Below are 26,149 nucleotides of genomic sequence, written 5' to 3'. Positions count from 1 at the left end.
GGATCGTCCTGTAGTACCTGCGCCGCCCCCTCCCGACTGATCGAGGCGGCGGCATGACCATCCCCTTGCTGCTCCTCGGAGCCGCGTTCCTGCTGATCCTCGCCAACGGCTTCTTCGTCGCCGCCGAGTTCGGCCTCGTGACGGTCGAACGGCCCGAGGCCGAGAAGGCCGCCGCCGAGGGAGACCGCCGCGCCGCCAAGGTGGTGGGCGCGCTCAAGGAGCTGTCCTTCCAGCTCTCCGGCACCCAGCTCGGCATCACCATCACCTCCCTCGTCGTCGGCATGCTCGCCGAACCGGCGCTCGCGGAGATACTCCACGGCCCGTTCACCGCCGTCGGCATACCCGAAGGCGCCGTGTCCGGTGTGTCCGTCGTCGTCGGCATGCTGCTGGCCTCCGCCGTGCAGATGGTGATCGGCGAGCTGGTGCCCAAGAACTGGGCGGTGTCGAAGCCGATGCAGGTCGCCCGCTTCGTCGCGGGCCCCCAGTACGTCTTCTCCCGTCTCTTCCGCCCGGTCATCGCCGGCCTCAACGCGGTCGCCAACCGTCTGGTCCGCGCCTTCGGCGTCGAGCCCACCGACGAGCTGGCCTCCGCCCGCACCCCTGGCGAACTGGTCTCCCTCGCCCGGCACTCGGCCCAGGCCGGCGCCCTGGAACAGGACACGGCCGACCTCTTCGTCCGCACGCTCTCCCTGGGCGAGCTGACCGCGGAGAACGTGATGACGCCGCGCGTGAAGGTCAGCGCCCTGCAGTCGTCGGCCACCGCCGAGGACGTGGTCAACCTGACCCGGGCCACCGGTCTGTCCCGCTTCCCCGTCTACCGGGAGCGGATCGACGAGATCGTCGGCATGGTCCACCTCAAGGACGCCCTCGCGATCCCGGCCCACGACCGGCTGCACACCCCGGTCGGCCGTATCGCCAAGTCCCCGCTGCTCGTCCCGGAGACGCTGCCCGTGCAGCCGCTCCTGGCCCGGCTGCGCAGCGAGCAGCCCATCGCCGTCGTCGTCGACGAGTACGGCGGTACGGCCGGGGTCGTGACCCTGGAGGACATCGTCGAGGAACTGGTCGGCGAGGTGCGCGACGAGCACGACGGGCACGAAAGGCCCGAACTCGCCGCCGCCCCGCCCGAGGACGGCCGCCCCGCCTGGGACGTCGACGGCAGCTGCCGCGTCGACGTGCTCCAGCGCATAGGCCTCGACGTCCCGGAGGGCCCGTACGAGACGGTCGCCGGCCTCGTCGCCGATCTGCTCGGCCGCATCCCCGCCCCCGGCGACCGCGCCGAGCTGCCGGGCTGGCGGCTCGCCGTGCGGCAGGTCGGGCACTACCGGGCCGAGCGGGTCCGGCTCGTGAGGGTCCCCGTCGCGGAGACCGCCGTCGTGGTGGAGGCGGCCCGATGAGCGTGCTCCAACTCCTGTTCGCCCTGCTCCTCGTGCTCACCAACGGCTTCTTCGTCGGCGCCGAGTTCGCCCTGGTCTCCGTCCGCCGCAGCCAGATCGAACCGCTGGGGACCGCCCGGGCCCGACAGGTCCTCTACGGCCTGGAGAACCTGCCCCAGATGATGGCGGCGGCCCAGTTCGGCATCACCGTCTGCTCGCTGACGCTGGGCGCGGTGGCCGAGCCGACGGTGGCGAAGCTGCTGGAGCCGGTCTTCGAGGCGATCCACCTGCCGCACGGCATGATCCACCCCTTGGGGTACGTGATCGCCCTCGCCGTCGTCGTCTTCCTGCACCTCGTCATCGGCGAGATGCTGCCGAAGAACCTGGCGATGGCCGCACCGGAGAAGACGGCGCTGTGGCTGAGCCCGGCGCTGGTGGCCTTCGCACGGCTGTGCAAGCCGGTGACGGTCGGCCTGGGGGCGTGCGCCCGGGTGGTCCTGAGACTCTTCGGCGTCGAACCCAAGGACGAGGTCGAGGCCGTCTTCACCAGCGTCCAGCTGGTGCGGCTGGTCGAGGACTCCGGTCAGGCCGGGCTGCTCGACCCCGAGGAGCAGGAACGCCTGGAGGACGCGCTGGAGCTGGGCTCCCGCCCGGTGACGGACGTCCTGCTCAAGCGCGACTCCCTGGTGACGGTGGTCTCCTCGGTGACCCCCGCCCAGGTCGTGGCGCTGACCGCCCGCACCGGATACTCCCGCTTCCCGGTGGTCGCGGAGAACGGCGCCTTCATGGGCCGCTACCTCCACGTCAAGGACGTCCTCGACCTGGAGGACTCCGACCGCGCCGTTCCCCAGCAGATCTGGCGCCCCATGACCACGCTTCGCTCCGAGCTGCCTCTGGACGACGCGCTGACGGTGATGCGCCGCGCGGCCACCCACCTGGCCCAGGTCGCGGACGCCTCCGGCAAGGTGCTGGGTCTGGTCGCCCTGGAGGACGTCCTGGAGCTCCTGGTCGGAGAGGTCCGCGACCCGGCGCACCGCGAGCCACCGCAGGTCCGCGTGACAGAGCCGAGGGGCAGCGAAGCCCCGGAGGAGGCCCTGGCGAGCTGATGTCGCCCCGGGGCTGGAGCCCCGGACCCCGTTCGCGCAGTTCCCCGCGCCCCTTTTCAGGGGCGCGGGGAACTGCGCGAGAAGCCCCACCCACCCGCAGACGACTCACGGCCCCGGGGTCGAAGGGGCGGAGCCCCTGGGGACGGGAACGGGTAGGGGCGGCGGGGGCGAGAAACTCACATCGCCGACGGATCCTGCGGCCCCCGCCCCGACAGCACCTCTCCGTACGCCTGCATCAGATCCGGCAGCCGCAGCGTCGACAGATCGTCCCGCGTCGGAATCGTCGGGTACCCCGACAGCCGCAGATCCCGGTACGCGCAGCTCTTCTCGTACAGCGTCCGCAGGAACCGCCCGTTGCCGAGCTCGTCGATCCATCCCTGGTCGACGACATGCCCGGAGATGGAGCGCAGCTCGTCGAGGGCCTCCTCGTCCCAGACGTCCCCGTTCTCGGCCGCGAGCACCTCGCCGATGGAGGTCAGCTCCAGGGGCCGGTAGGAGGGAAAGTCGACGCGGGTCGTGAACCGGGAGGACAGCCCGGGGTTCGCGGTCAGCAGCCGGTCCATGCCCTCCGGGTAACCCGCGAGGATCACGACCAGATGATCCCGGTTGTCCTCGGCCCGCTTCAGCAGCACCTGCAGCGCCTCGTCGCCGTACGCGTCGCCCTTCCCGTAGCCGGAGTTGGACAGGGAGTACGCCTCGTCCACGAACAGCACCCCGCCGATCGCCGAGTCGATCAGCTCGTTGGCCTTCACGGCGGTCTGCCCGAGGTACTCGCCCACGAGGTCCGCGCGCTGGGCCTCGACGAGATGATCGCCACCCAGCAGCCCGAGCGCGTAGAAGACCCGGCCCAGTATTCGCGCCACGGTCGTCTTCCCGGTCCCGGACGGCCCGGAGAAGACGAAGTGCCGCTTGGGCGGCTGGACCGGCAACCCCTGCCCCGCCCGCAACCGCGCCATGTTCAGCTGCGCGGACAACGCCTTGACCTGCCGCTTCACCGGCTCCAGCCCGACCATCCGCTCCAGCTCCGCGAGCGCCTCCTCCAGCAGCTCCGGATCCGTCGGCCCGGCCGGCAGGGACAGCGGCTCCACCGGCACCACGGACTTCTCCCGTACGAACGTGTCGCCGGCTTCGGGCGGCAGCCCGCCCGGCGGCGGAGGTCCGGGATCGGACACTTTCAGGTCCCGTCCCTCGGGGTCGAAGAACGGCTCCAGACCGTCGCCGTCGAGCACGTCCTGCCCGATCCCGGCCAGCGCGATCGCCGCGAAGTCGCTCGCGTCGTCGTCGTACCCGTCGCCCTCGGCGATCGCCGCCAGCCGTGCGGAGGTGTCCATGAAGGCGGGGTCGACCCGGTGCACGGCCCGGTACAGCGGCAGCGCGGCCGCGCTGCGCCCCGTGCCCTCGTGGGCGCGCGCCAGCCAGTACCGCAGCTCCTTGCGCTGCGGCTGCTCGCTGCGGCAGCGCATCAGCGCGGCGGAGAGCAGCGGCTCGGCCTGCCCGTACGTCTCCAACCGGACCCGGGCCATCCCGCCGAACAGACCCGCCTCGATCCCCAGCAGCGGATCGTCGAGCAGCGGATCGGTGTGCCGGACCAGCTGCTCCCAGTCCTTGACCAGGTAGGCGCGACAGGCGTGCAGAAAGCGCACCTGGTGGTCGGCGTCGACCGGCGGCAGCCCCGCGAGCGCCCGGTCCAGCTCGGGCACATGGCGCCCGTCCAGCCAGTGCGAGGCGTGCGCGAGGAGCAGATCACGCGGGCTCTCCAGCACCGGCTGCACCCACCAGCCCAGCCAGTACCAGGAGTTGAGGGTGCGCCGGTGCCGGGAGCGCTGCTCCCCGAAGCGCTCCCGGTGCCGGAACATCCTCAGCAGCGCGGTCGTCGTGTCCACCCGCAGCGCGTGCAGTCCGAGCCAGCCGTCGGCCATCCCCGGATCCATCCGCACCGCGGAGCGGAACTCCTCCTCCGCCTGCGGATAGGCGCCCATCGTGTAGGCGTCCACGCCTCGCAGCCAGGCGAGGTCGGCCGGAGCCTCGGGGCCCCGCGAGCCGAAGTCCATCACGTCCCCCACAAACCGTGCCCCCGCTGGAACCGAACGGGCCGGTGCCCGTCGGCAGCCTTCGTCGAACCGCTGTGCCGCGGACGGGAGTTGCGCCGGTGCGTTGCTGCAGCCGTCCGAAGGTCGCGCCTTGGGCATCGTACCTGCGGGTCGGGCGCCCTTCGAAGGGTGCCGCAGCCCTCGTCTTACGAGGTGGGAGCAGACGGGGCGCATTGCGGACGGTGACCGAGGGTGAAGGAATCGTGCCCCAGGGCGTCCGGAAAACCGGAAGAGGACAGGACGAAGCCCCCGATCACGGGGGAACAACCGGGGGCTTCGCGTACAGGGGCGGTATCGAATGACCGCACATTGAGAACGTAAGTCCTGTACGGCCCCCCGGTCAAGCCGAGTTGGGGCACTCAAGGAACTTCTCCGACAGCCGTCTTCACAAGTTCAGCACACTGCGGATGGGTCGTCACCCTGAGTGAGGTGAGGCCCCGATCCTGGAGTCATCCCAGGCCCCGTGAGCACCTCGTACCCCGTGTTTCCCGGCCGAATCAGAAGATCGGCGAACGGCCGAGAAGGATCCTCGGCGAAATGCCGACGTTCCGCTCGGACCCACCCGGCCCAGAACTCCCTCTGTTCCGCTCCGTCCCGCGCCCGTCCCCGCGCCCAGGCCTCCTCCTCCGGCAACTCCATCCACACCAGCCGCGCCAGATACCGGCGCAGCGCGCGCCGACCCGCGCCCACCCCCTCGATGACGATCACCGGCGCGCAGGGCAGCACACGCGCCGGGCCGAAACCGCGCTCGTGCCAGTCGTACGGGGCATAGCGCGCGCTCCGGCCCAGCCGCAGCGGTTCGATCACCTGGTCCCACAGGCGCTCCGTCCACGCGAACAACTCCTCGTGCGTGGCGATGTCGTCGAGGTGCAGAACGGGGGCACCGCCGAGCGCGTCGGCCAGCCGCCCGGCGAAGGTGCTCTTGCCGGATCCCGCGTGCCCGTCGACCGCGACCAGCCGGACCGGCCCGCAGGAGGGCGGCAGCCGTCGCAGCCGGGCGGCGAGGTCGTCGACGGCGGGGTCCGCGGGGGCGGGGGAGGCGTGCATACGTGGATTGAACACCGTGCCGCGCGGCCCCGGAGCACGCCAGTGGTGTCGACCAATATTGCCGGGCGTGGCGCGGCGCGAGGTGCTGGCAGAAGTCGTTCCCCGGCGTTCATAGTGGGCGAACAGCCGTGCGTCTGAACCGTTCCTTCCGGACCACTGGGGGTCACCCACAGATGACGAGCCTCTCCGAGCCGTCCCGCAGAACCGTCCTGACCGCAGCCGTCGCCACCGCCGCCGCGACGGCCGCAGCAGCGGCGGGTCAGGCGGTCGCCGACACCACGAGCGGCCGGGGCGAAGCCCCCGCCCGCCTCGCGCACACACCGGAACGCCTCGCGGACTACCGCGCCTGGACCTCGTACACCGACTGGCGTGCCGGCCGCGCCAAGGGCACCCGGGCCAAGCCGGGGGAGCGGCCGGGGCTGGTGATCGACGCGCCGCTCGGCACCACCGACTACACCGACCCGCACACCGGGCGGACGGCCTCCTGGGAGTACGCGACCTGGACCTCCCCGGTGCACCGGCTCACCGTGCCCGCCACCGAGGTCGTCCCGTCCTGGAACGCCCGCACCCCCGACGGCACCTGGGTCCAGATCGAGCTGAAGGGCACGTACTCCGACGGGGCGGACACGCCCTGGTACGTGCTGGGCCGTTGGGCGGCCGGCGACCAGGACATCAGACGGACCTCCGTCGACGGCCAGGAGGACGGCAGAAGCAGCGTCTGGACCGACACCTTCGCGATCGACGACCCGGCCACGGGCCTGCGCCTCGTCTCGTACCGGCTGCGTCTGACCCTGTACCGCACGCCCGGAACCCGGCTCACCCCCACGGTGTGGCGGCTCGGCGCGATGGGCTCCGACGTCCCCGACCGCTTCACCGTCCCGGCCTCGACGCCCGGACTCGCGCGGGAGCTGAACGTCCCGCGCTACTCCCAGGAGACCCACAAGGGTCAGTACCCGGAGTACGACAACGGCGGCGAGGCCTGGTGCAGCCCCACGTCCTCGCAGATGATCATAGAGTTCTGGGGCCGGAAGCCCAGCGCCGCGGACCTGGCCTGGGTCGACCCGGCGTTCGCCGACCCGCAGGTGTGCCACGCGGCGCGGTTCACCTTCGACTACCAGTACGAGGGCTGCGGCAACTGGCCCTTCAACGCCGCGTACGCCGCCACCTTCAAGGACCTCCAGGGCGTGGTGACCCGGCTGGGCTCGCTCACCGACCTGGAGACGCTGATCGCGGCGGGCATTCCGGCGATCACCTCCCAGTCGTTCCTGGCGGAGGAACTGACGGGCGCGGGCTACGGCACGGCCGGCCATCTCATGACGGTGATCGGCTTCACCGCCGACGGCGACGTCATCGCCAACGACCCGAACTCGCCGACCAACGAGGCGGTGCGCCGGATCTACCGGCGGCGCGAGTGGGAGAACATCTGGCTGCGGACCAAGCGGTACAACGCCGCCGGCAAGGTCGTCTCCGGCACCGGCGGCGTCTGCTACCTGTACTTCCCGGCGCGGCCCACGTCCCGCCAGCGCGCGGCGCTCGCGGCGGTGGGCGTCATCTGACGAGAGGTGTCGATAACGGCGTGGCTCCCGGGAGGCCGGGGGCCACGCCCTCGTGTGACCAAGCTCTCGGCCGCGAACCGCCCATGCGGTGGCAAGGTGGACGCAACGGTGGGGGAGCCCACCGCACGCCGATCACACCAGCGAGCTGCCATGACCGCGACCTCCGCCACCGCCACCGGCGTCCGTGCCCGCACGGGCGGCCCCAAGGACGACGGCCCGAAGATCGTCGAGCACCTGATGGGCTGGACCCTGGTCGTGGTCGTCGCGATGCTGGTGACCCAACTGGGTCTGCTGTGACCTGATCCGCCGGTCGATTCTGTCGATCGGAGTCGAACAGGCTGGTGGTGAGGGTCTGCCATACTGCGGTTGTCCCGCTGGCAGTTGGAGACCAGGACCGAAATTGAATAGTAGTCAACAGCGTGGTGTCGAAGTGCCGCGGGCCCGCGGTACCGACCGCTCGCTGGCGCGCCGCGCCGAACTCATCTCCATCGGGCGCAAGTTGTTCGCCGACACGTCGTACGACACGTTGTCGATGGACGACATCGCGCGGCAGGCGCACGTGGCCAAGGGCCTGATCTACTACTACTTCAAGTCCAAGCGCGGCTACTACCTCGCGATCGTCGAGGACTCGGTGGCGGATCTGATCACGTTCGCGGCGAGCGGCCTCCAACTGCCGCCCGTGGAGCGGGTGCACCGCACCATCGAGTGCTACCTGCGGTACGCGGAGGACAATCAGGCCGCCTACCGCACGATCGTCAGCGGGGGCGTCGGTTTCGACGCCCAGGTGCACGCCATCCGGGACGGCGTCCGCGAGGCCATCGTCGCCACCATCGCCGAGGGCGCGTACGGCAGGAGCGATATCGAACCGGTGGCCCGCATGGGCCTGTTCGGCTGGGTGTGCGCGGTCGAGGGCGCCACCCTCGACTGGATCGACCGCCCGGAGCTGTCCCGGGACACCATGTGCGACCTGCTCGTCAAGATGCTGGGCGGCTCGCTGCGCGCCATCGAGGAGCTGGCCCCGGCCTACCTCGCACCGGAGCCCGCCCGCCGCGACGCCTGAGCGCCGCCGGGCGGTGGCGGTCCGGCCCGCACACCCGGGGTGGGGGTCGACCGACCGACCCCCACCCCAAGTCCCCCGTCGTGGTGGCTACTTGATCGCCTTGATCAGCTCGCCGTTCGCGGTGTCGCCGCTCAGCTCCCAGAAGAAGGTGCCGCCGAGGCCCTGCGCGTCCTTGTAGGCCATCTTCCCCTTGATGGTCTGCGGGGTGTCGTAACTCCACCAGTCGTCACCGCACTTGGCATACGCGGTGCCGCCGACGATCCCGTTGGCCGGGCACGTCGTCTTGAGCACCTTGTAGTCCTCGTAGCCCGCCTCGTACGTCGCCGCCGCCGGGCCGGTCGCCGTGCCGCCGGGCGCCGACTGGGTGACACCGGTCCAGCCGCGTCCGTAGAAGCCGAGGCCGAGCAGCAGCTTGGAGGACGGGATGCCGAGGCTCTTCAGCTTCTTGATGGTGGCGGCGGTGTTGAACGCCTTGTCGGCGATGCCGGGGTAGGCGTACAGCGGCGAGTGCGGGGCGGTGGTCGCGTCCCACGCGCCGAAGTAGTCGTACGTCATCGGGTTGTACCAGTCGACGTACTTCGCGGCGCCCGCGTAGTCCGCCGCGTCGATCTTTCCGCCGCTCTTGGCGTCGGCCGTGATCGCCGCGGTGACCAGCTCCTTCTTGCCGAATCGTTTGCGCAGTGCCGCCATCACGTCCTCGAAGGCTTCGCTGCCGCTGGTGTCGCAGGTGAGGCCGCAGGCGTTGGGGTACTCCCAGTCGATGTCGATGCCGTCGAAGACGTCCTTCCACTTGGAGTTCTCGACGAGGTCGTAGCAGGAGTTCGCGAAGGCCTCGGGGTCCTTCGCCGCCTCGCCGAAGCCGCCGGACCAGGTCCAGCCGCCGAAGGACCAGATGATCTTGAGGTTCGGGTGCAGCTTCTTCAGCTTGAGCAGCTGGTTGAAGCTGCCGCTCAGCGGCTGGTCCGCGGTGTCGGCGACGCCGTCCACGGACTCCTCGGCGGTGAAGGGCTTGTCGGTGTCCGCCCAGGGGTCGCCGAGCGCGCACTTGCCGTCGACGACGTTGCCGAAGGCGTAGTTGATGTGCGTGAGCTTCTTCGCCGAACCGGACGTCTCGATGTTCTTGACGTAGTACTGGCGGCCGTAGATGCCCCAGTCGATGAAGTAGCCGACGACCTTCGAGGAGGTCGTGCCGGCGGTGTCGCGCTCGGCGCCGGGCGTGGCGGTCGCGGAGCCCGCTCCGGCGAGGAGTCCGGCGCCGAGGGCGGCGCAACACGTGGCGGCGACGAGCGTCCTGACGGGGACGCGGGAGCTGTGCGGTCTGAGCATCGTGACTCCGGGGGAGGGGAGCATGGCGGGGAAGGGTGCTGCCTGGACCCGCTGGGCCGATTGGCATGAACGCGGTGGCGGGTTGTTGGGGGAGACCGTAGAGGACTAGACCACTTGGGTCAATGGTTCGGACCAATTCCGGCCGGGCGCGGCGGGCCGCCGAATGTGTCCTAATGAACGGTCGTTAACTGGTGACTCGCTGCTCCGGATCGGGCATACTCCAAGCGCCACCGCCGCTGATCAGCGGCTTCCGTGATCCGGAGGAGGACCATCGGCTGTGGCACGTGAGACCCGGCGGCACCACCTCATCCCCGGTGCGTGTCCGCCGCAGTGCCCGACAGGGAGGAGAGCGTCGCCATGCCCGACCGCGCCCCGCAGCCGGTGGACCGTCAACTGCCCACGGAAGAGGCCCGGGATCTGATCTCGCTCGTCCGCGAGATCGCGCAGCGGGAGATCGCCCCGCACGCGGCCGAGGAGGAGGACGCCGGTCGCTTCCCGCGCGAACTCTTCGGCCTGCTCTCGGAGTCGGGGCTGCTCGGCCTGCCGTACGACTCGGAACACGGCGGCGGCGACCAGCCGTACGAGGTCTACCTCCAGGTCCTGGAGGAGCTGGCCATGGCCCGCCTCACCGTCGGCCTCGGTGTGAGCGTCCATACCCTCGCCTGTCACGCCCTGGCCAACTACGGCACCAAGGAGCAGCAGGCCGAACATCTGCCGGCGATGCTCGGTGGCCGTCTGCTCGGCGCGTACTGCCTCTCCGAGCCCTCGTCCGGCTCGGACGCCGCGTCCCTGCGGACGAAGGCCGTGCGGGACGATGGGGGCCCCGCCCGCTCGAGCGGAGCCGGGAGCGGGGGAGACTGGGTGATCACCGGCACCAAGGCCTGGATCACCCATGGCGGCATCGCGGACTTCTACACGGTCATGGCCCGCACGGGCGGTGAGGGCTCCGGTTCCCGGGGCATCACGGCCTTCCTCGTGCCGGGTGACGCCGAGGGGCTGAGCGCCGCGGCACCCGAGAAGAAGATGGGCATGAAAGGCTCACCCACCGCGCAGCTCCATTTCGACGGGGTGCGCGTCGCCGACAGCCGGCGCATCGGCGAGGAGGGCCAGGGCTTCGCGATCGCCCTGTCCGCGCTCGACTCCGGGCGGCTCGGCATCGCGGCCTGCGCGATCGGCGTCGCCCAGGCCGCCCTGGACGAGGCGGTCGCCTACGCCACCGGGCGGCAGCAGTTCGGGCGGCCGATCTCCGACTTCCAGGGGCTGCGCTTCATGCTCGCGGACATGGCGACGCAGATAGAGGCGGGCCGCGCGCTCTACCTCTCCGCCGCACGGCTGCGCGACGCGGGCAGGCCTTTCTCCAAGCAGGCGGCCATGGCGAAACTCCTGTGCACCGACGCCGCGATGAAGGTCGCCACGGACGCCGTGCAGATCCTCGGCGGGTACGGCTACACGGCGGACTTCCCCGCCGAGCGGTACATGCGCGAGGCGAAGGTGCTCCAGATCGTCGAGGGCACCAATCAGATCCAGCGGATGGTCATCGCCCGTCACCTCGCGGGGCCCGAGTCACGCTGAAGGAGCCACGGAAGGAGTCGGGCACACCGAACGGATCCATGGTGGTGACGAACTGGTCGAGCCCGCTCGGCGGCGTCGCCAGTCGCACCCACTCCGGATCGTGACGCCCCGGCAAGGTGCGGCCTCGTTCGGCCCAAGTCCGCATCAGGGCCCGGTAGATCGGCGGGTCCTGATGCGAGGCCGGCCCCTGCGGAAGCGATTCTTCCGAAGCCGGCACGAAGATGTGACGACGACGCCCGGTCACCGAAGATGTTGGGGTCATACCGGCCCAACGCGCGTGAGGGCGGACCGGTCACCGCTCCCGGGAATCGTGTCTGAGTTCGCGACGGTACCGAACGGGGCAGGACGAGTCCTGCCCGCCGGGCGCGGACGCCGTGGGCCGAACCGGCCCTGACGTCAGGCGGCTTGGCGCCGCTCGGGCTGCTGACGCCGCATCACCTGCACGCGCATCGGGCGTGAGCCCGGACCGCCGACGTGCGAGAAGGGCTGGGTCCGCCAGTCGAGGCCCTGAGGGAGCGTCAACAGAAGGGCGGTGTCCTGCTCCTGCGGCTCGACGGACTCGTCCGCGGGCCGGGCGTCGTCGGCCGAACGGCCCGTGCCGGCGCAGACCGTGAGCCCGAAGGGGTTCCACGGCGACACGACCAGCGCGTGCTCGGGCAGGCGGTCCTCGTCGGACAGCAGCGCGATGGGCTGGGTGCAGTCCGGGCAGATCACCCGGTACATCTCGAAGGTGTCGTACGCGTCGAACTCGTCGTCCGGTTCGACACCCTCCGGCTCGGGCTCGATGACTGCCTGGAGCCGCTTGGGTGCGGTACGACCAGGGCGCTTGGGATTCTGCATGGGATTCTCCCCCTCAGGTGGGCCGTGAAGGCACTGCGGCCTCGACCACAGCAAGCATTTCCCGCCTCGTCTCGGCGGTAATCACGAGATCATCACGAAGCCTGTTCGGGTGCTGTGGTCTTCGTCACATGCCGTTCGCAGATGCCCAGCACGGCGCGGCTGTCACCCGTCTGGCCCACAGGCGGCTCTCCGTCACGTCACGAACCGGGTATGACCTGCGCCGCTCAGGTATCGGAGGCGATCAACCGCCCTGTAGGTTCTTGCGCCATGGAGGAGCTGGACCGACAGATCGTGCAGCTGCTCGTCGCGGACGGGCGGATGAGCTACACCGACCTGGGCAAGGCCACGGGCCTGTCCACGTCGGCGGTGCATCAGCGTGTGCGCCGACTTGAGCAGCGTGGCGTCATCCGGGGCTATGCCGCGGTCGTCGACCCGGAGGCCGTCGGGCTGCCGATGACCGCGTTCATCTCGGTCAAACCCTTCGACCCCAGTGCCCCCGACGACATCGCCGAACGCCTCGCAGGCGTCCCGGAGATCGAGGCCTGCCACAGCGTCGCCGGCGACGAGAACTACATCCTCAAGGTCCGTGTGGCGACCCCGCACGAGTTGGAGGAACTGCTCGCGAGGCTGCGGTCCCTGGCGGGGGTGTCGACGCGGACGACGGTGGTGCTGTCCACGCCGTACGAGGCGAGGCCGCCGAGGATCTGACCGTCGGTCGCCGGTCACCGCTGCGGGCAGGCGTTCCGCCGGGTGAGAGTGCCCTGAAAGCGTGCCCGGGTGCGGCGCGACGGTCGGCACACGCGAAACTGTCCCCATGAGTGATCGCACCGCCTCGTCGAAGACCGTGTTGCTCCGTGGTGGAGAAGTCCACAGCCCCGCCGACCCGTTCGCCACCGCGATGGTCGTGGAACACGGCCAGATCGCCTGGGTCGGCTCCGAGGGCGCCGCCGACGCCTTCGGAGCCGACGTCGACGAGGTGATCGACCTCGAAGGCGCCCTGGTCACCCCGGCGTTCACCGACGCCCATGTGCACACCACGGCCACCGGCCTCGCGCTCACCGGCCTCGACCTCTCCGCCGCCCCCTCCCTGGAGACCGCCCTCGTTCTCGTACGGGAATTCGCGGCCACCCGCCCGGCGGACCGCGTCCTCCTCGGCCACGGCTGGGACGCCGCCCGCTGGCCCGGCGGCCGCCCGCCGACCCGCGCCGAACTCGACGAGGCCACCGGCGGCCGACCGCTCTACCTGAGCCGGATCGACGTCCACTCGGCGGTCGTCACCACGGCCCTGCTCGATCTGGTCCCGGGCGCCGACGCCTTCGAGGACGGCCCGCTCACCCGTGACGCCCACCACGCCGTACGGGCCACCGCCCTCGGCGCCATCACTCCCGCCCAGCGCACCGAGGCCCAGCGCGCCGCCCTCGCCCACGCCGCCTCGCTCGGCATCGGCTCGATCCATGAGTGCGCGGGCCCCGAGATCTCCTCCGAGGACGACTTCACGGGGTTGCTGCGACTCGCCACCGAGGAGCCCGGCCCGCGCGTGGTCGGCTACTGGGCCGAGCGGGACGTGGAGAAGGCGCGCGCCCTCGGGGCGGTCGGCGCCGCGGGCGACCTCTTCGTCGACGGCGCCCTCGGCTCGCACACCGCGTGCCTGCACGCGGACTATGCCGACGCCGCGCACACCGGCACGGCCTACCTGGACGCGGCGGCAGTCGCCGCCCATGTGGTCGCCTGCACCGAGGCGGGCCTCCAGGCGGGCTTCCACGCCATCGGGGACGCCGCGGTGGCCTCGGTGGTCGAAGGAGTGCGGGCGGCCGCCGAGAAGGTCGGCCCGGCCCGTGTGAGGGCGGCGCGACACCGCGTCGAGCACGCCGAGATGCTCACCCCCGACACCATCGCCGCCTTCGCCGATCTCGGCCTCACCGCCTCCGTGCAGCCCGTCTTCGACGCGCTGTGGGGCGGCGAGGAGGGGATGTACGCCCAACGGCTGGGCGTCGAACGTGCCCGCACCCTCAACCCGTTCGCGGCCCTGCTGCGCGCCGGCGTGCCCCTGGCCTTCGGCTCCGACAGCCCGGTCACCCCCCTCGACCCGTGGGGCACCGTCCGCGCGGCGGCCTTCCACCGCACGCCGGAGCACCGGGTGTCCGTGCGCGCCGCGTTCACGGCGCACACGCGGGGCGGCTGGCGGGCGATCGGACGGGACGACGCGGGCGTCCTCGTACCGGGCGCGCCCGCGGACTACGCGGTGTGGCGCACCGGCGAACTCGTCGTCCAGGCCCCCGACGACCGCGTCGCCCGCTGGTCCACCGACCCCCGCTCCGGCACCCCCGGCCTGCCCGACCTGAGCCCCGGCACCGACCTGCCCGTCTGCCTGCGGACCGTGGTGGCCGGGCGAACGGTCTTCGTACGGCCGGGTGAGTGATCTCCCGGGACGACGCGGAGCCGAGCACGGTCCGTCGGCGCGCCGCGCGACCTGCGAGTCCTCCCCTCCCACCAGGGCTTTGAGGAAAACTTCGCAGGTCAAACGGCGGTTGACAGTGGGCTGCAGGGGACGGGTAGGTTCGGCCGGGTCCACCACCGGACATCCGACCGGGGAACTTCCGAGCGGTCGTCGAGGCGCCGCTGGGTCAGGGGTGGTGCGCCGCACCGGCGCACGACCACTGGCAGCCAGGCCCAGGGTTCGCGCTACGGCGAGTGAACGTTCCGGCTCGGTCGGGTAGGTGTGACCCGGGTGGGGCCCGGACGCTCAGTAGACAACGGCTTTCGGTCGACCCGCAGCCAGCGGGCCCCAGGTCGGCCCGAAGGGCGTCGGGCCCCCATCCGCAGCGCACGACCTCTGTACTTCGAGCCGTGCTGGTACGAGATTTGTTCTGTGGCGGCGCACTGGCTACTCAGAGCGCACTCCCGCGCACCCCTTGTTGAATCGACATCCCTCCGGACACGAGCCGACACTCCCCCGCAGGCCGTGGCCACTATGGTGGTCCCCTGCGTACGGACTGAAGGGGCAGCAGTGAACGACGGCGACGGGACCCTCGCGGCGAAAGGCCAGGAGAGGCGGTTCGGCCCGCTCGGCACGGCCTTGGTGATCATCCCGACCTACAACGAGGCGGAGAACATCAAGGCGATCGTCGGCCGGGTGCGGAAGGCCGTCCCCGACGCCCACGTCCTGGTGGCCGACGACAACAGCCCCGACGGCACCGGCAAGCTCGCCGACGAACTGGCCGCCGAGGACGACCACGTCCAGGTGCTGCACCGCAAGGGCAAGGAAGGGCTCGGCGCCGCCTACCTCGCGGGCTTCCGCTGGGGCATGGAGAACGGCTACGGCGTCCTCATCGAGATGGACGCCGACGGCTCGCACCAGCCCGAGGAACTGCCCCGGCTGCTGATCGCGCTCAAGGGCGCCGATCTCGTCCTGGGCTCCCGCTGGGTGCCGGGCGGGCGCGTGGTGAACTGGCCCAAGTCCCGCGAGTTCATCTCCCGCGGCGGCAGCCTCTACTCCCGGGTCCTGCTCGACGTCCCCGTCCGTGACGTCACCGGCGGCTATCGGGCCTTCCGCACCGAGACCCTCGAAGGGCTCGGCCTCGACGAGGTCGCCTCCCAGGGCTACTGCTTCCAGGTCGACCTCGCCCGTCGCGCGATCAGGGCGGGCTACCACGTCGTCGAGGTGCCCATCACCTTCGTCGAGCGTGAGCTCGGCGACTCCAAGATGAGCCGGGACATCCTCGTCGAGGCGCTGTGGCGGGTCACGGCGTGGGGTGTGGGCGAGCGGGTCGGCAAGATCCTGGGGCGGGACGGCAAGGGGTCCGGGGAAGGCAAGCAGGGCTGAGACGGAGGGACGGCCGGGGCCGGTGGTGTTCCACGGCCGGGCTGATCATCCGCTTATCCCGAGCTGAGCCGGGGCCAGGCACACTGGGAGCATGACGACTGGCGCTTCCACTCCGACGTTTCCCGCCCGGCCTCGGCGCTCCCGGCTGCGCACGTTTCTGCCGTTGGGTGTCGCCGCGTGGCTGGTGCTGGAGATCTGGCTGCTCACGGTGGTCGCGGGCGCGGCCGGCGGGTTCACGGTCTTCCTGCTTCTCGTCGCCGGATTCCTCGTCGGCTCGGCGGTGGTCAAGCGGGCCGGGCGGCGGGCGTTCCGGGTGCTGAGCGAGACGCTGCAACAGCAGCAGGGCGGGGCGGCCGCGACCGGCACCGAAGCCGGGGCCGGCAAGAGCGAGGGCAACGGGTTCCTGATGCTGGGTGGCCTGCTCCTGATGCTGCCGGGGATGGTCTCGGACGCGGTGGGGCTGGTGCTGTTGATTCCGCCGGTCCAGAAGGCGCTCGGGCGCTATACGGAGCGGACCTTCGAGCGCAAGATCCGTGAGGCGGGTTCCGGAACGTTCGGGGATGCCTTTCAGCAGGCACGCATGCATCGGCCCGACGGCAAGGTCGTGCAGGGTGAGGTGATCCGCGACGACGCGGCTTCCGGCGACGCGCCGGGGCAGGGGCCGCGCCCGCCGCTGGACCGCTGAGGCGTTTTTTCGCCCCCGCCGCCCTTACCCGTTCCCCTCCACAGGGGCTGCGCCCCTTCGACCCCCAGCGCGCGGGTCCGGTGGGGCTTCTCGCAAAGTTCCCCGCGCCCCTCAGGAAGCACGGGCTGCTGCGCCCCGTGCTTCCTGAGGGGCGCGAGAAAGACCGCGGGCGCCGTACATGTGCGTACGGCGCCCGCGGTCAATCGGTTGCGCTGTGGTCCGCCTGACCCCCAAAGGGGCGGGCTAGGCGGATTTGCGGCTGTCTCGCGGATGTACCGCGATGTTCATCGCGCCGGAGCGGAGAACCGCGAGGCGCTCCTCGAGGACCTCTTCGAGTTCCTCACGGGTGCGCCGCTCCATCAGCATGTCCCAATGCGTACGCGCGGGCTTGGCCTTCTTTTCCTCAGGGCCGTCGCCGTCCACGAGGAGTGCTTGGGCCCCGCAGACCTTGCACTCCCACTCCGGCGGAATCTCCGCCTCGACCGAGAAGGGCATCTCGAAGCGGTGCCCCTTCTCGCATGCGTACTCCACGGCCTGGCGCGGAGCCAAGTCGATGCCGCGGTCCGTCTCGTAGCTGGTCACCACGAGGCGCGTGCCGCGAAGAGCTCGCTCACTCATGAATCGTGCCTCCCGGGCTTGTCGCCCACAGGACAGGTGTCGCTGTCGTCGTCATCCGGTCAACGTCCGGTCGGCGGTAAAGATTCCCGTTCCGTGTCCCGTTCCGGGTCATGCGTCGCCGTCGTAGCCGCCCTTGTTGTACCCACCGGCGCCCGGTTTGTCACATCTAATAGCAGATGTCACCCAGCGTTTCGGCATCTTTGACGCGCAGTAACGGTACGCCTGGCAGGCCAAACGCGTACACTACAGCCCTTTCGCTTCCGGCGCTAAATCCTGTCGGGAACGGGATTGCCCGCGTCGCTGATCGCCCGGCGCACCGGAACCCTCGCGAGCAGGGCGAATCCCAGGACGAAGAAGGCGACCAGGGAGATGATCGCGTCCCGATAACTGCCGGTCAGCTGGTACGTCACACCGAACAGCAGCGGGCCCAGCCAGCTCATACCGCGGTCGCTCATCTCGTACGCGGAGAAGTACTCGGCCTCCTTGCCGGGCGGTACGAGGTGGGAGAAGAGGGAACGGGACAGGGCCTGGCTGCCGCCGAGGACCAGACCGATGCCCGAGGCGAGGACGAAGAACCACAGTGGGGCGCCCGCCGGGAGGAAGTAGCCGACGGCGAGGATCACGGTCCAGGCGACCAGGGAGCCGAGGATCGTGCGCTTGGCGCCGTAGCGGCGGGAGAGCCGGCCCATGCCGAGGGCGCCGCACACCGCCAGGACCTGGACGAGCAGCACCGCCACGATGAGTGTGGACTGCTCCAGGCCGAGTTCCTCGGAGCCGTACACCGAGGCCTGGGAGATCACTGTCTGGATGCCGTCGTTGTAGACGAGGTAGGCGAGGAGGAAGCTCAGGGTCAGTGGGTGGCGGCGCATGTCGCGGACGGTCGCCGCGAGCTGGCGCAGACCGGGGGCGGTCGCCTCCCCGCTCCCGCCCGACGGGCTGCGGCGGTCGCGCAGGCGGCGGAGCGGGATGAGGGTGAAGGCGCCCCACCAGAGGCCGGCCGAGGCCAGGCAGATGCGGACCGCCATGCCCTCGGAGACGCCGAAGCTGTCGTGGGAGGTGAAGAGGATCAGGTTGGCGACCAGGACCAGAGAGCCGGCCGCGTAGCCGAAGGCCCAGCCCCGGGAGGAGACGGCGTCGCGTTCCTCGGGGGGTGCGATCTGGGGGAGATAGGAGTTGTAGAGCATCATCGCCACGGACTGCGCCGCGTTCGCCACGACCAGCAGGAGGCCGCCGAGCAGATAGCGGTCACCGTCCAGGAAGAACATGCCGGCGGTCGCGGCGGCACCGACATAGGCGGCCGCGCCCAGGAGGGGCTTCTTGCGGCCCGTACGGTCCGCGGCCGCGCCCACCAGCGGCATGATCACGACGGCGAGGATCACCGACAGGGACACCGAGTACGCGAAGAAGGAGCCCGCGCGGACCGGTATGCCCAGGGGGTGCACATAACCGTCCGGGTCGGCCGCGGACTTGGCGACCTCGGTCAGATAGGGGCCGAGGAACACGGTCAGGACGCTGGTCGAGTAGACGGAGCAGGCCCAGTCGTAGAAGTACCAGCCGCGCTGTTCGCGCCGCCGGCCCGCGGCCTCGTCGCCCGCGTCCGTCCGCACGGTGTCGGTGCCCACCCGTGCCCCTCGCTTCCCCGTGAACGGGCCGCGCGAGGGCGTCAGACCCAGGTCCCCCGGTCCTCGAGTACCTTGCGCAGCGTGTCGATGTGATCGGTCATGATGCCATCGACGCCCAGGTCCAGGAGCCGGTGCATACGTTGCGGTTCGTTCACGGTCCACACGTGGACCTGCAGGCCGCGCGCGTGGGCGGCGCGCACGAACCGGTGGTCGACCACGGGCACCCCGGACTGCGACTCGGGCACCTGTGCGGCGACCGCCGAGCGGCGCACCGTGGCGGGGATGCCCCACGACCGCAGCCGCAGCCCCAGCACACCGCTCGTGCCGTACGAGGTGGCCAGGCGCGGGCCGGCGAGGCGCTGGGCGCGGGCGACCCGGGACTCGGAGAAGGAGCCGACGCAGACACGGTCCCAGGAGTCGGTGCGGGCGATCAGATTGAGGAGGGGGTGGAGCGCGGGCTCCGCCTTGAGGTCGACGTTCCAGCGGACCTCGGGGAAGGTTTCGAGGAGCTCCTCGAAGAGGGGGACCGGCTCGACGCCCGCCACGCGCGCGCGGCGGATCTCCTTCCACGGCAGGTCGGCCATGCGGCCCGTCCCGTCGGTCATCCGGTTCAGGGTCGCGTCGTGGAAGGCGACGAGCTTGCCGTCGAGCGTGGCGTGGACGTCGGTCTCGATGTAGCGGTAACCCGATTCCACCGCCCGCCGGAACTGGGCCACGGTGTTCTCCAGCCCGTCCGCCGCCCCGCCCCGGTGGGCGAAGGCGATCGGGCCCGGATGGTCGAGGTAGGGGTGGCGTATGAGGGCGGTCACCCGGGCAGTATGGCCCGCTTCGATGGACCGGTGGCAACGACCGTGCTGCCGGATTCCGAGGGGACGGCGAACGCGCGCAGGAAGAACTGGGCGAGCGGACCGATGGAGAGGGCGTAGAGCAGAGTGCCCACGCCGACCGTGCCGCCGAGGGCGAAGCCGGTCGCCAGCACCGCCACCTCCACGGCCGTCCGCATCAGCCGGACCGAGCGTCCGGTACGGCGGTGCAGTCCCGTCATCAGGCCGTCGCGTGGGCCCGGGCCGAACCGGGCCGCGATGTACAGGCCGGTCGCCACGCCGTTGAGCACGATCCCGGCCGCGAGGAGGAGAACCCGTACGGCCATGGTGTGCGCCTGCGGCACGAGGGCCAGGGTGGCGTCCATCGCGATGCCGACCACGAAGACGTTGGAGACCGTGCCGAGGCCCGGGCGCTGGCGGAGCGGGATCCACAGGAGCAGCACCACCGCGCCGACGACGATCGACACCACGCCGATGGTCAGGCCGGTCAGCTCCGCCAGGCCCTGGTGCAGCACGTTCCAGGGCTCCAGACCGAGGCCCGACTCCACGAGGAGCGCGGAGCTGGCGCCGTACAGCGCGAGGCCGGTGTAGAGCTGGGTCAGCCGTCGGCCCAGTCGGCGCTGTGGAGGGTCCTGCGGGCCTTGCTGCGGGCCTTGCTGCGGTTCGTGCGGCGGCTCGTGCTGTGCGGGCAAGACGTCCCCCTGGTGGTGCCGGTGGCCTGACGCATGACACTCTGTGGCTTGGAGAGTGAAGCCATCCATGGCCAATTCAGGGAAGGTGGACTGGAAATCATGGCGCAGTGGACTTCGGCGGTCGGTGCGGCTCAGCTCGCGCGGCTGCTCACCTCGCAGCAGGAGCGCCCAGCCGGCCCCGGCACACGCCGCCCGCCGGCCTACCGGGCGCTCGCCGACGGGATCCGGCTGCTGGTGCTGGAGGGCCGCGTGCCCGTGGCCGCCCGACTGCCCGCCGAGCGGGAACTCGCGCTGTCCCTCTCCGTCAGCCGTACGACCGTCGCGGCGGCCTACGAGGCGCTGCGCACGGAGGGGTTCCTGGAGTCCCGGCGGGGCGCGGGCAGTTGGACCGCCGTACCGGCCGGGAAGCCGTTGCCCGCGCGTGGTCTGGAACCGTTGCCGCCCGAGGCGCTCGGCTCGATGATCGACCTGGGCTGTGCGGCCCTTCCCGCGCCCGAGCCCTGGCTCACCCGGGCCGTGCAGGGCGCGCTGGAGGAGCTGCCCCCCTACGCCCATACGCACGGCGACTATCCGGCCGGGCTGCCCGCGCTCCGCTCCATGCTCGCCGAGCGCTACACCGCGCGCGGCATCCCGACGATGCCCGAGCAGATCATGGTGACGACGGGGGCCATGGGCGCCATGGACGCGATCTGCCACCTCTTCGCGGGGCGGGGTGAGCGGATCGCCGTGGAGTCGCCCTCCTACGCCAACATCCTTCAGCTGATGCGGGAGGCGGGGGCGCGGCTGGTGCCGGTCGCCATGGCCGACGGGCTCGCCGGGTGGGACATGGACCGGTGGCGGCAGGTCCTGCGGGACGCGGCGCCCCGGCTCGCGTACGTCGTCGCCGACTTCCACAATCCGACGGGCGCGCTCGCCGACGAGGACCGGCGACGGGGGCTCGTCGACGCGGCTCGGGGCGCCGGGACGGTCCTCGTCGCCGACGAGACGATGAGTGAGCTGTGGCTCGACGACGATGTGCGGATGCCGAGGCCCGTGTGTGCCTTCGATCCGGCGGGGTCCACGGTCATCACGGTCGGGTCGGCCAGCAAGGCGTTCTGGGCGGGGATGCGGATCGGGTGGGTGCGGGCCGCGCCGGATGTGATCCGCAGTCTCGTCGCGGCGCGGGCGTACGCGGATCTGGGGACGCCCGTGCTGGAGCAGCTGGCCGTGAACTGGCTGATGAGTACGGGCGGTTGGGCGCAGGCCGTGGCTATCAGGCGGGAGCAGGCCCGGGGGAACCGGGACGCCTTGGTGGCCGCGGTGCGTCGGGAGCTGCCGGACTGGGAGTTCTCCGAGCCTCGGGGTGGGCTGACGCTGTGGGTCCGTACCGGGGGCCTGTCGGGGTCGCGGCTCGCGGAGGTGGGGGAGCGGGTGGGGGTCCGGGTGCCGTCGGGGCCTCGGTTCGGGGTCGACGGTGCGTTCGAGGGGTATGTGCGGCTGCCGTTCACCGTGGGGGGTGCGGTGGCCGAGGAGGCGGCCGCGCGGTTGGCCGCGGCGGCGCGGCTGGTGCGGGACGGGGCGTCGGGTGGGAGCGAGGGGCCGCGGACGTTCGTGGCGTGAGGGCCGGCCGGGTGGCGCGTCCTGGCGGCGCCACGTGCCCACAGCCGGGAAACAGGGGCGGTCGCCTCAGGTTTCGGCCACCGCTGCCTTGGTGAGCGAGTCCGCCGGGGTCGTGTGGGGTGGGAGGAGGGCGAGGACTGCCTGGCGGTGGGGTTCGGGCGTGTTCTCGTCGTAGGGGTCCGGGGTGGTGGGGACCTGGAGGCGGAGGGTGGGGGCGGGGCCGAGGCGGGCGTAGCCGCGGCCCGGGGGGACGTCCGGGGTGGGTGTGGTCGGGGGCGCGGCGCCCAGGACCGCTTCGACCTGGTCGAGGGAGGCGGGGCCCAGGACGACGCGCGCGCGGGTGTGCCTGCGTACCGCGTCCGTGAGGGTGTCCAGGTGGTCGAACTGTTCGGTGACCACCACGGTGACGTTGACCGCGCGGCCGTGCCGGAGGGGGATCTCTAGGAGGGACTGCGGGTCGCGCCGGCCCTCGGCCGCGGCGAGGTGGGTCAGCACGCTCGGGCGGTCGAGGAGGAGCCAGAGGGGACGGCGGATGTCGTCCGGCGCGGGTTGGCCCGCCTGCCGGGCGCGGTTCGTGGCGATCAGCCGGCGCTCCGTCTCCTGGGACGCCCATTCCAGGCTCGTCAGGGCCCCGGAGAGGCCGCACTCCACGGCGAGGACCCCGTCGCGGCCGGTCAGGCAGGCGTGCTCGCCGCTGCCGCCGCCCTCGACGATGACGACGTCGCCGTGCTGGAGGGCCTGGAGGGCGATCGAGCGGAGCAGGGTCGTGGTGCCGCTGCCCGGTTCGCCCACGGCCAGCAGGTGCGGTTCGGTGGAGCGGACGCCGGTGCGCCAGATGACCGGCGGTACGTCGCGCTGCTGCTCTCCGGAGGGGACTCGCTCCTCCCCGGAGGACAGGGGGAGGGTGCGCTGGACCTGGCTCGCGTCGGTGAAGCCGAGAACCGTCTCGCCCGGTGCCGTCACGAAGCGCTGGGCGGTGATGTCGGTGCAGAGCGGGGGGAGGACGGCGACGGTGAGTTCGTTGCCCTCCTCGTCCCAGGTGAAGCGGTACTCACGGCCGCGGCCCGCCTTGGCGTGCAGCAGCTGCTCGATGCGCGCGCGGGCCTCGGCCTCGCCGTCCGTGAAGTACGCCGGGTAGCGGATCAGCAGATGGCAGACGCGGCCGGTGCCGTCGAACGCGTAGGTGGGGAAGGCCTTGTCCCAGGCGCCGCCGTGCGCATAGAGGGGCTCGGGGTCCTCGGCGGTCGAGAAGTACGGGACCAGGGCCTCGTAGAGGGACCGCAGACGCTGGGTCTGGGACTCGTCGGGGCCGGTGGGCTGCGAGGCGGCGCTGTCGCGGCCCGTCCAGGCTGCCGCCGCCATCAGGACGATGACGGCGAGCAGCGGGCCGTACGGCACCAGGGTCACGACCAGGACGACCGAGGCCGCCAGGAAGAGCAGCGACCCGCGTCGGTCCTTCGGGGTCTCGGTCCACCTGAGCCGTCCGGCGGCGACCAGCCGGCGCAGTCCACGCGTGATCGTGATCAACGGGTGGAGGACGTCGGTGGCGCCGTCGGCCGCCGTCCGGGCCAGCTCCCGGCTCCTGGCGAGGTGCGCGCCGCCGGTGCTCAGAATGCGAGGGAGGGGGACCCGGGCCACGGCTGTCTCCTGGGGGTGCGTGCGGATGGGGACGGGGTCAGAACTTGATCCCGCCGAGGAGGCTCGCGAGGCTCTCGCCGCCTGCCGTGATGCTCGAGGCCATGCCCGTGCTGGCGAGGTAGAAGCCGAAGAGCGTGACGACGATGCAGTGCGAGGCCTTCAGGCCGTCCTTGCGGAAGAACAGGAAGACGATGACGCCGAGCAGGACGACGCCTGAGATGTTCAAGACCATTTGGGTTCTCCTGGTTGATGGGGACAGTCACCATGAGTTCTTCCAGGGTCACAGCATGTATCCATACGATAAAAGGTGCAAATGAGTGGAATTCGGCAGATTTCGCCCGAGTGGCCGAATCCTCGTTGGGCCGTCCGGGCTGGGCTGTTGCGCGCGACGGGACTCGGTGTGATCTTTGCCTCGACTCTGTCCGCTGATGTGCGCGGGAAGCCAGTACTCTGGCGATTCACCCGTTTGGCTCGAGGCGCGTTTGTGAGAGGTGGTCCCGGCGATGAGCGAAGCCCCCGACCCGGAGGTCGTGGAGCTGGCGACCAAGATCTTCGATCTGGCCCGGCGGGGCGAGACCGAGGCGCTCGTGGCGTACGTCGACGCGGGTGTTCCGGCCGACCTCACCAACGACCGCGGCGATTCGCTCGTGATGCTCGCCGCGTACCACGGTCACGCCGACGCGGTACGGGCCCTCCTGGCCCGTGGCGGTGCGGCCGACCGCGTCAACGACCGAGGCCAGACTCCCCTCGCCGGGGCGGTTTTCAAGGGTGAGGAAGCTGTCATCCGGGTCCTTCTGGACGGCGGGGCCGACCCGGTCGCGGGCACTCCGAACGCGGTCGACACCGCCCGGATGTTCGACAAGGCCGAACTGCTCGAACTGTTCGCAGCACGCTGATCAACATGTTCTGACCAGGCAAAACACGAAAGACGGGGGAGGCGGTACGGGGCCGCCGGATATTTCGGTCGCGGCAGGAAGAACCGCCGGGTCATCATGACGTCGTGATTCACGGACATGATGGCTGGGCAGGTGTTGCCGCACCGCGTGGGCCGTGATGCGGTCCGCATGGGCCACCGACGAGAGGCAGAGGAAGATGGTCTACAGCAAGCAAGAGACGGCGGGCGCCCCGACGTGTTGTCACGCGGCCAGGTAAAGCAAGATCCCCGGTTGCGTCGACGCTTGATGTGAGGCTGTTTCCCATGTTCGAACCGGTCATAGCGCCCAGCGGTACGCTGCTCGGCCTGCTGCAGCGGGGCCGCGGCGACGGCACCCTGCACGCGCTCACCGCCCCCCGGGACGAGGCGCTCGCGGCACTGAACCACTGTGTGCTGAGCGACCCCCGCCACGACTGGCAGGTGGAGAACCGCTCCCTGTACTACGCCCGTCTCTACCTCGATCTGAGCGGCGAGCTCGACGAGATCGAGCGGCACCTCTTCGACGCCGAGGACGTGCTGGACACCGACGAGTCACGCACCGGGCTGGCCCTCGCGGTCCTCGGGCACCTCGCCTCGTACGGCAGGCGGGACGCGCTCGACCTCCTGCGCAGGTACGCCGCCGTGGGCACCAGCTGGGCCTGGGCCCTGGACGAGCTGGCCCTCAGGGACGACGACGAGGGGCTGCGCGCCCTGGCCGAACCCGTCCTGGCCCGCTTCACCACCGATCCGGAGGGGGAGGCCGAACTGGCCGCCGCCGTCCGCGACGCCTTCGAACCCCGGCCCTGGCGGCTGTGGGCCGACGACCCCCGCGAAGCCATCGCCACGCGTGTGCGTGCCGCCCACGAGACCGGCTGCTTCGACCGCTGGCAGCGGCAGATGCGACCGAGCGGACCCCGGCCGGGGTGGAGCGTCAAGGCCGTCTTCGAGTGGGCCCAGCAGGGCATCGAACGCGGAGCCGTCCTCCATGTGCCGGCCGCCCGGTGTCTCACCGCCGTCGCCGGCCCCGAGGACCGGCCCGAGATCCTCCAGGCCGCCCGATTCGGTGACGACGGTGCCCGCTGCACCGCCCTTCGCTACCTCGCCGACGGCAACGATCCCGAGGCCCTCGACCTGATCGAGGGCGCCGTGACCGACGGGACGACGATGGTCGTGGAGGCCGCCGTCGCCGCCTTCGAACGGATGCGCAGCATGGCCGCCGTCGACCGGGCGCGAGGCTGGGTCCACCGGCCCGACCCGCTGGGTGCCGCCGCCGGACGCATGCTCGCCTGTCTCGGCGGGACCAAGGACAGCGACCTGGTGCTGGGCGCGCTGCGGGAGGCCGTACGCGGCGAAGGGCCCGACGCGCCCACCCTGTGGACGCTCGTCGACGGCACCGGCCGCCTGGGCATCGTCTGCGCCGCACCCGTTCTGCGCCACATCTACCGCGAGACCGCCTCCTCCCACCTCCGGGGCCGCGCCGCCCGCGCGCTCGCCGCCACCGACCCCTCCTTCCCGGCCGGCTTCGCCGTCGAGTGCCTCTGGGACTGCGAGGAGACCACCCGTGAGATCGCCGCTCGGCACGCCGAGACCGGTGACACGCGCGTCGTCGACCAACTCCGTCGACTGGCCGCCGACCCGGCCGAGGAGGCCGAGGTCCAGACAGCCGTACGCAGCCGGATCGGTCCTGACATGCCCGCAGTGTGAACATCGGGTGACCCGGAAGTCAGGAGGGCATGGACGCGGTCCGACCTGGACATGTGTGCAG

24 protein-coding genes are annotated in these 26,149 nt (G+C 71.3%); 13 read left to right on the top strand and 11 right to left on the bottom strand.

Annotation, left to right across the window (positions count from 1 at the left end; all coding sequences use genetic code 11):
* Window positions 1-53: 53 nt before the first annotated feature.
* Together OG202_RS09455 and OG202_RS09450 are read left to right on the top strand one after the other, a co-directional pair.
* Window positions 54-1,394, top strand: coding sequence for a hemolysin family protein (locus tag OG202_RS09455; protein WP_327730613.1), 1,341 nt, complete (start codon window positions 54-56; stop codon window positions 1,392-1,394).
* Window positions 1,391-2,479, top strand: coding sequence for a hemolysin family protein (locus tag OG202_RS09450; RefSeq protein WP_327730614.1), 1,089 nt, complete (start codon window positions 1,391-1,393; stop codon window positions 2,477-2,479). Before OG202_RS09455 ends, OG202_RS09450 begins: the two co-directional genes overlap by 4 nt.
* 176 nt (window positions 2,480-2,655) lie before the next feature.
* Here OG202_RS09450 and OG202_RS09445 read toward each other — a convergent pair whose 3' ends face one another.
* Window positions 2,656-4,530, bottom strand: coding sequence for an AAA family ATPase (locus tag OG202_RS09445; RefSeq protein ID WP_326584158.1), 1,875 nt, complete (start codon window positions 4,528-4,530; stop codon window positions 2,656-2,658).
* Window positions 4,531-4,962: 432 nt separating this feature from the next.
* Window positions 4,963-5,616, bottom strand: a complete 654-nt coding sequence (locus tag OG202_RS09440) for a uridine kinase family protein (RefSeq protein ID WP_326584159.1) — start codon at window positions 5,614-5,616, stop codon at window positions 4,963-4,965.
* A gap of 173 nt (window positions 5,617-5,789) precedes the next feature.
* Here OG202_RS09440 and OG202_RS09435 point away from each other — a divergent pair, with 173 nt between their 5' ends.
* From OG202_RS09435 to OG202_RS09425, 3 genes are all read left to right on the top strand, one after another.
* Window positions 5,790-7,172: a peptidase C39 family protein gene (locus OG202_RS09435; RefSeq protein WP_326584160.1), complete on the top strand. Its 1,383-nt coding sequence runs from the start codon at window positions 5,790-5,792 to the stop codon at window positions 7,170-7,172.
* Window positions 7,173-7,322: 150 nt separating this feature from the next.
* On the top strand, window positions 7,323-7,469 hold the full coding sequence (locus tag OG202_RS09430) for an SCO1431 family membrane protein (RefSeq protein ID WP_326584161.1): 147 nt from the start codon (window positions 7,323-7,325) through the stop codon (window positions 7,467-7,469).
* Window positions 7,470-7,572: 103 nt separating this feature from the next.
* Window positions 7,573-8,232: a TetR/AcrR family transcriptional regulator gene (locus tag OG202_RS09425; protein WP_326584162.1), complete on the top strand. Its 660-nt coding sequence runs from the start codon at window positions 7,573-7,575 to the stop codon at window positions 8,230-8,232.
* Window positions 8,233-8,319: 87 nt separating this feature from the next.
* Here the strand turns inward: OG202_RS09425 and OG202_RS09420 are convergent, their stop codons facing one another.
* Complete coding sequence (locus OG202_RS09420) at window positions 8,320-9,558, bottom strand: glycoside hydrolase family 18 protein (protein WP_328224664.1); 1,239 nt, start codon at window positions 9,556-9,558, stop codon at window positions 8,320-8,322.
* 357 nt (window positions 9,559-9,915) lie between these two features.
* Here OG202_RS09420 and OG202_RS09415 point away from each other — a divergent pair, with 357 nt between their 5' ends.
* Window positions 9,916-11,130, top strand: a complete 1,215-nt coding sequence (locus tag OG202_RS09415) for an acyl-CoA dehydrogenase family protein (RefSeq protein WP_326585911.1) — start codon at window positions 9,916-9,918, stop codon at window positions 11,128-11,130.
* Here the strand turns inward: OG202_RS09415 and OG202_RS09410 are convergent.
* Window positions 11,093-11,392, bottom strand: coding sequence for a hypothetical protein (locus OG202_RS09410; protein WP_328222597.1), 300 nt, complete (start codon window positions 11,390-11,392; stop codon window positions 11,093-11,095). The two genes, OG202_RS09415 and OG202_RS09410, sit on opposite strands and share 38 nt — an antisense overlap.
* Before the next feature lie 134 nt (window positions 11,393-11,526).
* Window positions 11,527-11,970, bottom strand: a complete 444-nt coding sequence (locus OG202_RS09405) for a hypothetical protein (protein WP_326584164.1) — start codon at window positions 11,968-11,970, stop codon at window positions 11,527-11,529.
* 267 nt (window positions 11,971-12,237) lie between these two features.
* Here OG202_RS09405 and OG202_RS09400 point away from each other — a divergent pair, with 267 nt between their 5' ends.
* The 4 genes from OG202_RS09400 to fxsA all read left to right on the top strand — a co-directional run bounded on the left by OG202_RS09400 (window position 12,238) and on the right by fxsA (window position 16,478).
* A complete protein-coding gene (locus OG202_RS09400; protein WP_033532524.1) occupies window positions 12,238-12,678 on the top strand; it encodes an Lrp/AsnC family transcriptional regulator in 441 nt (146 codons plus the stop codon).
* A gap of 106 nt (window positions 12,679-12,784) precedes the next feature.
* Complete coding sequence (locus tag OG202_RS09395) at window positions 12,785-14,389, top strand: amidohydrolase (protein ID WP_328222596.1); 1,605 nt, start codon at window positions 12,785-12,787, stop codon at window positions 14,387-14,389.
* Between the two features lie 588 nt (window positions 14,390-14,977).
* The gene (locus OG202_RS09390) at window positions 14,978-15,793 is read left to right on the top strand and encodes a polyprenol monophosphomannose synthase (protein WP_327730618.1); all 816 of its coding nucleotides are present in this window, start codon (window positions 14,978-14,980) and stop codon (window positions 15,791-15,793) included.
* Window positions 15,794-15,884: 91 nt separating this feature from the next.
* Window positions 15,885-16,478, top strand: a complete 594-nt coding sequence (gene fxsA / locus OG202_RS09385; protein ID WP_327730619.1) for an FxsA family membrane protein — start codon at window positions 15,885-15,887, stop codon at window positions 16,476-16,478.
* A gap of 243 nt (window positions 16,479-16,721) precedes the next feature.
* Here fxsA and OG202_RS09380 read toward each other — a convergent pair whose 3' ends face one another.
* From OG202_RS09380 to yczE, 4 genes are all read right to left on the bottom strand, one after another.
* Complete coding sequence (locus OG202_RS09380) at window positions 16,722-17,096, bottom strand: RNA polymerase-binding protein RbpA (protein WP_003977404.1); 375 nt, start codon at window positions 17,094-17,096, stop codon at window positions 16,722-16,724.
* 266 nt (window positions 17,097-17,362) lie between these two features.
* Entirely contained in the window at window positions 17,363-18,718 is a 1,356-nt protein-coding gene (locus OG202_RS09375) for an MFS transporter (RefSeq protein ID WP_328222595.1), read from the bottom strand.
* 41 nt (window positions 18,719-18,759) lie between these two features.
* On the bottom strand, window positions 18,760-19,527 hold the full coding sequence (locus OG202_RS09370; RefSeq protein ID WP_327730621.1) for a glycerophosphodiester phosphodiesterase: 768 nt from the start codon (window positions 19,525-19,527) through the stop codon (window positions 18,760-18,762).
* Complete coding sequence (gene yczE / locus OG202_RS09365; RefSeq protein ID WP_326584170.1) at window positions 19,524-20,234, bottom strand: membrane protein YczE; 711 nt, start codon at window positions 20,232-20,234, stop codon at window positions 19,524-19,526. The genes OG202_RS09370 and yczE overlap by 4 nt, the downstream gene beginning before the upstream one ends.
* 99 nt (window positions 20,235-20,333) lie before the next feature.
* Here yczE and OG202_RS09360 point away from each other — a divergent pair, with 99 nt between their 5' ends.
* Window positions 20,334-21,833: an SCO1417 family MocR-like transcription factor gene (locus OG202_RS09360; RefSeq protein WP_326584171.1), complete on the top strand. Its 1,500-nt coding sequence runs from the start codon at window positions 20,334-20,336 to the stop codon at window positions 21,831-21,833.
* A gap of 66 nt (window positions 21,834-21,899) precedes the next feature.
* Here OG202_RS09360 and OG202_RS09355 read toward each other — a convergent pair whose 3' ends face one another.
* Complete coding sequence (locus OG202_RS09355; RefSeq protein WP_328222594.1) at window positions 21,900-23,471, bottom strand: hypothetical protein; 1,572 nt, start codon at window positions 23,469-23,471, stop codon at window positions 21,900-21,902.
* Window positions 23,472-23,508: 37 nt separating this feature from the next.
* Window positions 23,509-23,703, bottom strand: a complete 195-nt coding sequence (locus OG202_RS09350) for a hypothetical protein (protein WP_326584173.1) — start codon at window positions 23,701-23,703, stop codon at window positions 23,509-23,511.
* Between the two features lie 271 nt (window positions 23,704-23,974).
* On the opposite strand from OG202_RS09350, the gene OG202_RS09345 reads away from it, so the two are divergent.
* Together OG202_RS09345 and OG202_RS09340 are read left to right on the top strand one after the other, a co-directional pair.
* The gene (locus tag OG202_RS09345; RefSeq protein WP_327730624.1) at window positions 23,975-24,367 is read left to right on the top strand and encodes an ankyrin repeat domain-containing protein; all 393 of its coding nucleotides are present in this window, start codon (window positions 23,975-23,977) and stop codon (window positions 24,365-24,367) included.
* A 302-nt stretch (window positions 24,368-24,669) separates the two neighbouring features.
* Window positions 24,670-26,088 (top strand): HEAT repeat domain-containing protein, encoded by a 1,419-nt coding sequence (locus OG202_RS09340; RefSeq protein ID WP_327730625.1) that lies wholly within the window; start codon window positions 24,670-24,672, stop codon window positions 26,086-26,088.
* The last annotated feature ends 61 nt before the right edge of the window (window positions 26,089-26,149 follow it).

The organism is Streptomyces sp. NBC_00310 (assembly GCF_036208085.1).
Taxonomy (GTDB): Bacteria; Actinomycetota; Actinomycetes; order Streptomycetales; family Streptomycetaceae; genus Streptomyces.
This window is presented reverse-complemented; position numbering and strand designations above follow the sequence as displayed.